The organism is Paraburkholderia sp. RL18-101-BIB-B (assembly GCF_046026985.1).
GTDB lineage: Bacteria > Pseudomonadota > Gammaproteobacteria > Burkholderiales > Burkholderiaceae > Paraburkholderia.
This window is the reverse complement of the sequence record NZ_JARESV010000099.1, coordinates 1-11,033: the sequence shown is the minus strand read 5'-3', so window position 1 is coordinate 11,033 and position 11,033 is coordinate 1. Positions and strand designations below refer to the sequence as shown.

The 11,033-nt window shown below is 57.5% G+C and carries 11 protein-coding genes; 9 read left to right on the top strand and 2 right to left on the bottom strand.

The annotated features are described in order from the left end of the window. Positions 1 to 175: 175 nt before the first annotated feature. Positions 176 to 715, bottom strand: a complete 540-nt coding sequence (locus P0D73_RS45295) for a hypothetical protein (RefSeq protein WP_408320795.1) — start codon at positions 713 to 715, stop codon at positions 176 to 178. Between the two features lie 254 nt (positions 716 to 969). After that, a complete protein-coding gene (locus P0D73_RS45290) occupies positions 970 to 1,272 on the bottom strand; it encodes a hypothetical protein (RefSeq protein ID WP_408320797.1) in 303 nt (100 codons plus the stop codon). A 1,958-nt stretch (positions 1,273 to 3,230) separates the two neighbouring features. Here P0D73_RS45290 and P0D73_RS45285 point away from each other — a divergent pair. From P0D73_RS45285 to P0D73_RS45245, 9 genes are all read left to right on the top strand, one after another. Then, positions 3,231 to 4,253 carry a ParM/StbA family protein gene (locus tag P0D73_RS45285; protein WP_408320799.1) on the top strand — a complete coding sequence of 341 codons (1,023 nt, stop codon included), beginning with the start codon at positions 3,231 to 3,233 and terminating at the stop codon, positions 4,251 to 4,253. After that, on the top strand, positions 4,250 to 4,570 hold the full coding sequence (locus P0D73_RS45280; protein WP_408320801.1) for a hypothetical protein: 321 nt from the start codon (positions 4,250 to 4,252) through the stop codon (positions 4,568 to 4,570). Before P0D73_RS45285 ends, P0D73_RS45280 begins: the two co-directional genes overlap by 4 nt. 1,235 nt (positions 4,571 to 5,805) lie before the next feature. Beyond that, positions 5,806 to 6,030 carry a hypothetical protein gene (locus P0D73_RS45275; protein WP_408320803.1) on the top strand — a complete coding sequence of 75 codons (225 nt, stop codon included), beginning with the start codon at positions 5,806 to 5,808 and terminating at the stop codon, positions 6,028 to 6,030. Further along, entirely contained in the window at positions 6,027 to 6,956 is a 930-nt protein-coding gene (locus P0D73_RS45270) for a site-specific integrase (protein ID WP_408320805.1), read from the top strand. Before P0D73_RS45275 ends, P0D73_RS45270 begins: the two co-directional genes overlap by 4 nt. Next, the gene (locus tag P0D73_RS45265; protein WP_408320807.1) at positions 6,940 to 7,902 is read left to right on the top strand and encodes a hypothetical protein; all 963 of its coding nucleotides are present in this window, start codon (positions 6,940 to 6,942) and stop codon (positions 7,900 to 7,902) included. The genes P0D73_RS45270 and P0D73_RS45265 overlap by 17 nt, the downstream gene beginning before the upstream one ends. Beyond that, positions 7,887 to 8,009, top strand: a complete 123-nt coding sequence (locus P0D73_RS45260) for a DUF4224 domain-containing protein (RefSeq protein WP_408320809.1) — start codon at positions 7,887 to 7,889, stop codon at positions 8,007 to 8,009. Before P0D73_RS45265 ends, P0D73_RS45260 begins: the two co-directional genes overlap by 16 nt. Positions 8,010 to 8,318: 309 nt before the next feature. Beyond that, positions 8,319 to 9,218 (top strand): tyrosine-type recombinase/integrase, encoded by a 900-nt coding sequence (locus tag P0D73_RS45255; protein WP_408320810.1) that lies wholly within the window; start codon positions 8,319 to 8,321, stop codon positions 9,216 to 9,218. A gap of 324 nt (positions 9,219 to 9,542) precedes the next feature. Next, positions 9,543 to 10,616, top strand: coding sequence for a tyrosine-type recombinase/integrase (locus P0D73_RS45250; RefSeq protein ID WP_408320812.1), 1,074 nt, complete (start codon positions 9,543 to 9,545; stop codon positions 10,614 to 10,616). A 40-nt stretch (positions 10,617 to 10,656) separates the two neighbouring features. Continuing rightward, on the top strand, positions 10,657 to 10,851 hold the full coding sequence (locus tag P0D73_RS45245) for a site-specific integrase (protein WP_408320814.1): 195 nt from the start codon (positions 10,657 to 10,659) through the stop codon (positions 10,849 to 10,851). The last annotated feature ends 182 nt before the right edge of the window (positions 10,852 to 11,033 follow it).

The following is an 11,033-nucleotide window of genomic DNA, read 5'->3' as shown; positions in this document are numbered from 1 at the left end:
AAACCCACATGCGTTGCTATTGCACTTTCGTGGCCATTGACCGGATATTGACGAGACATTTGACCGTTAGCGATGCACGCGCATGAATTTGCGTTCAGCAATCTGGGCATAACACTGGAGTTGCGCCAGTTATGCGGCGCATCCACCGACTCAAGGTGGCATCTACAACATCAATCTAGTGGAGTCCTGATGAAGCACTTAAGCAAGCTCGCTGCATATTTATTTCCACACGACAGCGGCGATATTTCGCACAGCTGTTGCGGTCGCCTACAGTTCTCCAAGCTTCATCGAACTCCTCAGCGTTTTTGATTTTCGACCAGTCGATTGGCGAATCGCCCAGCAAGACACGAATCTGACGGTCTTTAGGGAGCAAGGCATTCACTTCGCGTACTTGACGAAAAAGCCCCTCAAAGACTGGGCGATCCCACACATCGTGGGGTTGCGTAGTGTTTTGCCAAGCTTGGCGGAGTTGATTTTCGGGTACGTCTTCTCCCGCAACGAACCGGTCCATCATCCCCTGATAAAGGGAATTGCCGCTTTCAACTACGATATCGTTCACGATGTAAGCAAATCTGGGGTCCCGGATCAGCGAAATTCGGAACGCATAAGCCTGTTTACATCCGTGGCCCCCGTCGCAAATAGCGACGACATTGTTGGATTTGAAAGCTTCGAGAATACCAGTGATCGGATCAATCGGACTTGCAGCTATCGTCATCGTCGTTGGCTCCATCTCTCAGGCGGCAAGCTTTAAGAATCCTTGACCATCGTGCATTGATGACAGCGTGACAGGCGGCAGAGTTCTGCGTGATGCATTTGGGTGGATGTCTGGACCCAACCAATGCGGCCTTCCTATGTGGTTCGACATGAGCTGGATCCCTTAAGCAGAGTGGGCCCGAACAAGCTCGCCCGATCTCAACCGCCAGCGCATTCCTCGATACAGCTCCTGTCGAGGATGATGGGCCGCATCGTTCAATCAGCGATCGGCTCTTCGTCCTCCATCGTATCGGCGGATTCAGCATTCTCAACCCGAGTCAAAACAAACTCGGCGACCGAGTTCCAGTGCCTCAATGCGGTCACTCGCCCGTCTTCCATCACGAACTCGAATGTCCTTTGTGGCCATTTCGGGTTGCGAAACTGAAGACCTTTGAACGGAGTTAAAACTTCTGCGGGAGCCTCTGGAAAGTGCAGCATGAGCTGGTTGTCGCGCCGCAGCTTGACCGAGCACTTGGCGCCGAAAGCAGCCTGGTACGTGCCGGTAAGCCGCTCGAGCACACTTGGCGCAGGCGCATCCGGAATCCACCGGTTGAGTTGGACCTACGCACAAAACTGCGCCCTGCGCCCCACCCGTGTCGCCGTGGCACGGCCCCCCACGCGAATGCCGTGATAGCAGGTGTTAACACAGCGATGACATTCGCGTACACGTGCCCGGACTCCTGGCTCACCATGACCGAGTGCAGCATCTGCCACATCCGAGTCAACGCAGACCATTTTGCTGTCCACCAGCGGTCGACCGGCGAAGGGAGGCGAAGAATGAACGAGTGTCGAAAATCACAATGAATACGGCTGTGTCAGGGTCCGTTCCAATCCGTTTTGATTCGCCCTAGTCTATGCCAGACAAGGGTTTCAAGGATTTCCTCCGCTCCTTGATCTGCGCAATCGACTGCACTAAACGCAACGAGCGAGATGGACACCTTCAGCGGTCGTTTGCCGCTTGCCTGACTATCACCGACGAGTGAATCGCGGAGCACAGGAGTTCATGCCAGTGGCCAAGCGGCAGGAGTTAAAGAAGCGAGCCGGTCGACACCGCGTTGATTTGACACGCCTCATATGGCCCAACTACGCGGTCATCACCCCAGCCCTTCCCTCCGTCTGCCATCCGCCATCTGTCGTCTGTCGGACAAGCCATGCTCCAGCGGTCGTGTAACGCCCGCCGGTGCCGACGTGATGCCGGGATCTATCGAGCAAAGTGCCACTAAGGTGGTACCTAGATCAGTAAAGAGCAAAAAATCCCTTCGCCGAGACAAACAAGTACAACCTATGTGCCACTTATGTTCAATGCACTCGCCAGGATGCGCGGCCGTAGTTAAGCGGGTCTCAACAGCACATACAAAACGTCATTCAACATCGCTGATATAGATATATTTCCAACCAGAGAAAACGGCTGTGTCAGGGATACACGACCGCACGTAAATCGTCGGAACCTCAATACCAAAGAGCCTGAGCGAGATGCCGCCCAGCGCGACCGTCATCCTTATACGCAACGCCGTGCGTGTGACTGCCATCTCAACAGAGGTCCTCCCTTCTTCACGCCGTCATCACGCCGACCACAAACGCGATTCGTCCTGTTCATGCCGGAAATTTTTCGTAGTCGAACGTACTCCTTGGCGCGGAAAATTTCTCTTGCACGCTCAGATCACATCGGTTAATCTTTTCGCTCAAATACCGCCGCACACCGGCATGAGGTTGATCAACCGATCGACCACCCCGATGTAGGAGCACGACTGAGTGCTCATATGAAGCCGAATTGTTTAGGTCAAGTGGTTCGACCTAGCCGTTGACCATGCAATAGCACTCCGTCACCGGGTGGGAATCATTGCAATGCGCGTACGGGCCACCGACGCGCATCGTGTCCGCGTATGAATGATTCATACGTTTCGGGCGACTTTCCCCGAAATCCAAATCCCAACGTAACGTATACGTCTCGCTGGCGTGACCTTTTCACCCACGAGACCGACAGACAAACCGGGCCGGGCCTTTGGCCTAACCGCGCATCAGCAAACTTCGACGCGATGCATCCTCTCTGCGCATTGCGCTCGTCGCTCCGCTGCCTAAAAACAGCGAATCAAAATTCGCCTTCGCAATTCAATCGACTCTAAGGCGTCGCACGTTGGCCGCGCGCGCGACGCTCTCCGTAATTGCATGACCGCGGCAAGTCGTGTTCTCGAGGGGACACGCACGGCACTACGCCGGCCATCTTTCACTCAGTGCATCGACTGATCCTGTTCGCTCAGGCGATGGAGCTTTACCAGTATTACGCTCAATCGGCAGCATCGCTTGCGATTCGCCGGTTGAGCGGCAACATGCAAGACACGCACGACGGACCTAAGCACCCCTTGGCGAATATTCCGGACGCCACTTGCATTGGTGCAAGACAAACCCGCGGGGAGTGCACGTCCACCAGGAACTCTCCACAACTAACCTGATTTTCAACGACGACAGGAGCGCAACTCATGTTTAACGAACCCACCTTTGGGATTCAAAAACCGGTAGCTATCGGGGTCGATGTCGGCTACTCCTCGACCAAGTACGCATTCATGCACGATGGAGAGGTCTCAACCGGGAGCTTTCCGTCTGTTAGCGTTCGCGCGCCGCAGACCGCGTTGACGGCTGGCATGGAGGGAATCGGAGTGCGCGAGGCTGATGTCAGAATCGACCTAGAGGGAGGCGAGAGCTTTCTGGTCGATACGTTGGATAGCGAAGTTGTCTCGACCAGCACGACCCGCAGCGAAAACGACGACTTCGCGACGACCGAAGAGTACCGCACCCTGGTCCTGGCCGCACTCGTCAAGTGTGGCTTCAGGAATATCGACCTGCTGACGTTGGGTCTCCCATTTCACACGTTCCACGCCTACGCGTCGCTGCTGATCAAGAAATTTCGCGGTGTTCACAGCTTTGGGCATGGCACATTCACGATCAACGATGTCGCGGTTCTCCCTCAGCCGCTCGGCTCGTACGCGTATTTGCGCGCGACAGCTCCGGATGCATTTGTGAGCGGGACATCGTGCGCGGTCATCGACTCGGGCTGGGGTACGACGGACACGTTCGTATCTTCGGCCAGCTTTAAAATCGATCGTCAGCGCTGCGGCGGTTTGCCAGGAGGCGCAGCCCTTGTCCTTCGCGAAATTGCATCGCGACTGCAAGCTAACTTTAAAGGGCGCTTCACCAATATTGACCGGATCGACCGTGCGATAGCTCAAGGCACCCCCCTCTATCACAACGGCGAGCAGATCGACCTCAAGCCGTATTTGCAGGACGCCGTTCACGTCACGATCCCGGTTTGCCGGTCGGTTCTTACCACGCTCCGGACAACCGAGGATCTCACCGTATTCGCTGCGGGAGGCGCGGGGCACTACTACCTCTCTACTCTGCGCGACGTACTTGGGTGTAAGGTCAAGCTTCTGGATCAACCCCGTTTTACAAATGCCATCGGTTTTCTACTGGCAGGGCAATCGGCGTGCAAGGCGCGCTCATGAAATCGCACAAAATTCAGGTCACGACAAATTCGGCCGGCCAGCCCAACCTGACCGACCGTCTTGACCGTGAGCCTTCCCCACGGCGGCGCGCAGATCTCATCAAACATCTCGCCGAGCTCGGGGCCATGCTCGAGAGTATCGGGCTCACTAACATCCTGGGCAGCACAACCTCCCGGTCAGACGGCACCAAGATGAGAATAGTGCCGTCTCCCAAAAGCAAACCCATCAAAGGAGAACTGGGAGACGACTTCTTCACCAACGCTCTGGCCGACTACATGCCGGGCTCATCGCGGACCTCTGAAGAAGAACCGTCCTAGGGACTGTTCCCACAGATTCGCATCTTCACGGAATTGCAGCGCGACCAGATCGTTCGTATCTGGAGCAAGGCGGTTTCGATGGATGACAGCGAGGGAAGAAAACGGACCTCAAGCAATCGGAAAATCACGACGTGGATGGACCACCAGGATTCACATGGTTACCGCGGATGCTCGAACAACAATAATGTTCGCACTCTCTCCGGGTCAGGCGGGTAATGGACCACGAAGGCGAGCCCTGTTGCAAAGCCTTGTGCGGTCCGATCGGTGGCTGCCCCCACTCATGGAGAAGGTATATGAAGGCGACAAGACGCGACAACTCGCGCCTCGCCCCCGGCTTCATCCCTGTTGTTCCACCCAACAACCAACCTTCCTGAACCATGGGAATTCGACCGCGAAATGCACAAGCGCAGACTCGAAGTCGAACGCCGGGTTCGTTGCCCCAAAAACTTCCATCGTGTCTTCTCCCGATTCGACACGCTGGACCTCATGCTCCTCGCTTTCATCAATTTCGCGCTCGTTGTCAAAGGATTCAGATAGTGTGAACGGCCCCGAAGAGAAACTGCCTCACCAAGACAGGTACACCGGAGCTGCCATGGAACCGGTTGTGCTCTCCTCGAAGCTTCTATGAACTACCGCGCGATCCCTCGCAGTACGACATGTTGCATCCAGACAACAGCGAAGCAGGTATGCCACAAAATCTTTTTTTACTTATATACTTGTCACCAGCTGCTAGTCCAGCATGAGTCCTCCGGGACACCGCTTCAGAATTAACCTATCAAAGACTGCTCATCCGCCCAGGACGGGCAGCTCATACAAGTAAAATCCGTCTTTTTTCGAAGACGATACCTGCTTCTCGCCTGAGAGGTGGGTTGGCGTTTCCTCCCGACCAGAAAATCATCCAGGCCAATTGCTGGCGTGCTTCGACGTCCCATGCAGAGACATGTTCGACGGACGTGGCGTAGCGTCGTTCGGGCCTGGAGCGCAGAGCAATTGGGATCGCACTTCCGATGTGATCCGCCGCCCCCTCAAGAGACCGCAACTCATCAAGCATGTGCCAGAGCATCCTGCTCGTCACTAGAAATGGCTCTCGCGCCGCAGTCGCTGCCCCTGGTCAGGGCTCCGCATCAACCCGCAAAAGTTCCTGACCCGTCGTCCACTCGTGGCGGCGGCGGCATTAGCCGCGCGGGTTGCATCCCCCCTCGGGGATGCGACACTTCCTTTACAGAGGTCGATGCATGCGCACACGCAACAAACACTCCAGGCTGAACCGGTCACCGATTGTTGATCAGATCCGCCGGTTCACAACGGCCCGCCTGAAGGCGTCGGACAGGCGCGCCTATTCGCTTCAGAAACTCGCCGACAACATCGAAGCGCGGTTTCAGATCAAGGTTCACAAATCGACAGTCCAGCGCTTCCTCAAGACGCTTGGACTGCATTTCGCGTGGGAGAAATCGAAATGACCAGAAAACCGATCTCCGCCGAACAGTTTGCACGCTCACGTATCTCGGCTGTCCTGGCCCTGGGGCAATCGAAGCCTGCGCTTGGCAGTCTGGTCGATAACGTGATCACGTCCGTTGGCACTGCGCGCAACTTCGAGCAGTGCCTGCGGGATTTCCTGCGGTGGCGGATTGCACAAAATGTCAGTATTGACTGGCCAGTCACGCGCGCAGAAATGGAAGCTTACCTGCTTCATGAGAGCTCGCGTTGGCGCCAGAAAACCTTGGATCAGCATCGCCAGGCGTTGAGTCTGGTGTTCAGCGTAGCCCTGACTCACTTCGACGCCGAGGTTCCGACTATCACCGAGGGACGGGCATATACGCTTGATGAGATGGAGCGGATCGCAGGTCGTCAGGCACCGCACAATGCGCTCGCAACCCGGATTGCGTTTCACGCAGGTGTCCGGGCCGCAGAGCTGTACGAACTGCGGGAGGCCCACGAACTTGCGCGAGAGCCGAACCGTCCGTGGCGCAATGATCTGTTCACCGGGATGCCTGAGGGCGTCATCTACCGGGTCATCGGCAAAGGTGGGCTGGCGCGCAGCATTCTGATTCCTCTTGAATTGCATGTGCGACTACAGTCTCTGCGGCTCGACACGCCCACCCTCGTCATCGATCGCCAGGTGCATCGAAAAGTACGTTTCCAGGTTGGTGGTGGACAAGCTACTTCGCAATCCTTTTCATCAGCCAGCAATCGGACACTGGGTTTTTCTTACGGGTTCCACGGCCTGCGGCACCGCTACGCACAAGCTCGTCTCGAGACGCTCTTGAGCATGGGCCTGGATCCATTGGACTGCCTGGAGATTTTGTCCCAAGAACTGGGCCACCTCCGCCCTGATATTTCACTTGTCTATACAACCCGGAGAAAGTCAGATGCCACGGAGAACTGATCGTCCGAAAGGGATGCGCGCGCGCCGCGATCGAAACGGGGCAGTCACCTATTATCTGCTGCGCAAGGACGGCTCAAAACTTGTACTGGGCCAGAACTTTGAGCTTGCCTGTGCGCAATGGGTTCACGAACAGCAATCGCGCGTCGCGCTCGCTCGTCCCGCGACTGCAATCGAACTTCTTCACGGCTTTGAACAGTGCTCATTGCCCTTGGCAAGCAGACAGGCCACCGCTCGCCGGCGCAGCGAAATGGAAACACTCCGGGTTTTTTTCACTGAACACGGGGACCCCAAGCTTGAGGAGATCACGGGCGAGGGTGTGTTTCTGCGGTGGTACGGAGGCGCCGTTCGTCCAGGCCAACCCGACTCTGCCATCCGGATGTTCAGGTTGGTGTGGAAATCCGCGTCGAAACTCGGGATCGTTAGCACTAGTTGCCCGTGGAATACCTTCGATTTGCGCAAAGCTCAACTGAAGATGGAAGCGGCGGACGTCGTCCGTCACTTCGCATCGGCCCCACTGTCGGAACTTCTCGAAGACCTTATGGGAAGGACTGCGGTGACCACTGTCGAGTTTCCGGGCGCTGTGGACTCGGACTCCGCAGAACGCCTGCGAGTTGAACTCTCGCATGCTGCATCCCGTGCGGTGATGATGCTGCGTAAGTCCGGTCGCCCTGATCTTGTGGCACCGGTGTATCAACTCGAAATCAACGATTTGCTCGCGCTGCGGAGATCAACTTGCCTCGCACTGATTCGTCCTCCGGGCTCCATTCTTCTGCAACATCAACGCGCCGAAATACTGGCCTCGATCAAGACGAAGACCAAATGTTCTCACGATGCAGATGACGTGAGTGCGTACTTGGCTCAAGGACCACGAGACCAGGAATACGAGCCGATGCCCGTCCTCGCACAAAAAGATTCGCTGGAGGCAACAACATGGCCGACCGACTGATGACGAATGAAGAGCTGAAACGCGTGACCGGCAAACAGCGATATTCAAAGCAGGCCGAATGGTTCCGGCAAAAAAACGCTGTCGTGCTTACCTGGGATACATTCTAGGCCTTGCAGGAGCGTCGGGCCGGGCTCAGGACCGTGTCACTGCCGAGAGACCCGACTCCGCCTGTTTATCTTTTGCGCAAGGGGTGAATCATGAACGCGAGGCGAAGGACCCGGCCCGATGGATTGCCGGGCCGGGTCTACGAGAAAGGCGCGTCGTACTATTGGGTCCGACCCGACAACCGATGGATTCGTCTGTCGAAGGTCCTCGAGGGTGACCTGAAAATGCTCGAACGCCTGGCAGAAGAAAAGCGTCGGTTCTAGCCGGTGTTTGAGGGGCGCGGCAATCTTCCGGCAATCATTTCCACGTACATGGACCAGAAGGCGTCCACCTACGCCGCATCGTACCGTGACGAGTGGAAACGCCGCGGCGAAGGTGTACGCAGTTATTTCCGTGACTGGAACGTTGAACGTATCGACGCTGCAGCCGTTGAGGATTTCCTGCTCAACAACTGGCCGGACAAATTGCCAACCCAAAGAGCAATGAAGGCGTGGCTCTCGACGTTTTTCAGTTGGGCGGTGCGAAAAAAACATGCCATCGTCAACACGACGCGTGAGGTCAAGATCAAAAAACCGAAAAAGCGCAACGTCTATATTCGTGACGACCACTTCATGGCCATCCGCGAATGGCTCCTTAAGTATTCCTTCACTCTGTACGAAGGTACGCCCCAAGCGCGCGAGGTAACCGGGAGCGTGCCCACCGGCCCGATGATGCAATGCATGATCGACCTGTGCTTTCTGACCTGCCAGCGTTCCACGGACATTCGCACGCTGACCTGGGAGCAGATCGACAGCGAGGCCGGCGTGATCCACCTTCTTCCGTCGAAGACGGAAGACTCGAGCGGTGAGGCGGTCGACTGGCCATTGATGCCCGACATCAATGCCGTGCTTGGTCGTGCGAAGCTTCTCGCACCTGCATTTGGCCAGAAGTATGTGATCCGGGACAGGCGTGGCAACCCGAAGACAGATCAGGCATGCCGTGACGCCTGGGAAGGGGCAATGGCACGGGCCGGCCTCGCAGACAAGCCCTATACGATCAAGGATATCCGGGCAAAGGCAATGACGGATGCCAAACGGGCGGGCTATGATCTGGACGCGCTGCAGGTGGCCGGCGCGCACACCGACCGCTCGACGACTCAGGGGTATATCAAATCGCGGGAGGTGCCGGTGTCGACCGTTGTACTGCACCTTCCGCAGGGTGACGCGGCCTGAATATTAGAAATTTCTAATATTCTTTCTGCTTTGACCAAATTTCAGGCACCAAAGAAAAAGCCGCACCGCCTTACGGCGTGCGGCTTTGATCTTGGTCGGGGCGAGAGGATTTGAACCTCCGACCACCTGCACCCCATAACGGTATATGCACGTTCGCCAGTGTCCGCGAGCGTTCGATATATCATGCAACCCATTGATTTACCTAACTTAAATGCATTTTCGTCGTTCGCCAAAGTTCGCAAAATCATGGTGTGATCCGGCGCATTTTCGGGTAGATTTCAGGTACGGGCGGCGCACGTCCGCATCCGGACCAGGGATACCAACATGACAAAACTGACCGTGCGGGATATCGAGGCCGCGATTGCGGCGCAGCGTGTGAGCGACGGCAAGCCACGCAAGCTGACCGCCGACACTGGATTGCGGCTGCGCATCGCCCCCACCGGCACTGCGGTCTGGTGCGTCCTCTACATGATCGAAGGACGTGAGCGCGAATACCGCCTGCCCGAGCCCTACGGGACTGGCAAAGGGCACTGCTCGTTGGCGACGGCGCGCGAGCGGGCTGCCGAAATCCGCGCGCTCGCACGCAGCGGTATCGACATCCAGAAACAGATCGAGGACGCCCGCGTGGCTGCGGCAGACGCGCTGCAGCGCGAGCGTGAAGCGCTGGCGGCACGCGAGCGGCGCCTAACCGTCCGGGCTCTCTTCGAGCGCTGGGCCGAGCTCGAACTCGTGGGCCGCAAGGACCGCGGCGCGGAAACGCGGCGCGGACTGGAAAAGGACGTGCTGCCATCAATCGGCAACCGGTACGCGGATGACATCAGGCGCCGCGACGTCATGGATATCCTCGACACGGTGAAAGCGCGTGGTGCCAATCGCCTTGCTAACCGACTGCTGTCTGAGCTGCGCCAGATGTTCGGCTTTGCGCTGGTGCGCGAGATCGTGCTGGTGGACCCGACCTTCGGCATCAAGAAAAGCGACGTGGGCGGCAAGGAGACTGAGCGCGACCGGGTCATCCGCCTGCTGCCAGGCCGGCTTGCCGCCGCCAATCTGCTGGATTCCACAACTCACGCGGTGTGGGTCATGCTCTCGACCCGCTGCCGCATCGGTGAACTTACCGGAGCGGCGAAGGCCGATATCGACCTCCGGGCCGGCGTCTGGGTTCTGCCTGAGACGAAGAACAGAAAGCCCCACACGATCTATCTCAGCGACTGTGCGAAGCGCCACCTGCAGGCATTACTGGCGTCGTCGGCCGATCCGGTGCGCCTCTTTCCGTCTCATCGGATTGAAGGCACCGTGACACCCAAATCGATCACCAAGCAATTGCATGATCGTCAACGTGGCAAGGAAAAGACCAATGGGACCAAGCTGACCAACACCCTGATGCCTGCCGGGCGGTAACTGGACGCCACACGACCTGCGCCGTACCGGTGCCACGCTCATGGGAGAACTGGGCGTGCGTCCCGATGTCATCGAGAAGTGCCTAAACCACCTGGATGAGAACCGCATGAGGCGGGTGTACCAGCGCGCCGTCAAGAAAGAGGAGCAGATGGAGGCATGGCGCAAGCTTGGCGATCGGCTCGATCTGCTCACGCGCGTGGACGCCGACAACGTGACGATCCTGAAATCCGCGTGACGGTATATTACGGATCCGCCCGCGCAAGCTCCGCGGTGAATCCGCTGTCGTCAGGAGTGTGATCGACGCGACTGACGAGAGCAGGAGACGAACATCGCCTTGCGGCGTGCTCGCGACTGCTCGGGGGGCGTCAGGCTAAACGCATGTTATCTGGTGGGGGGGGCGCGGGCCCCCCCCCCCCC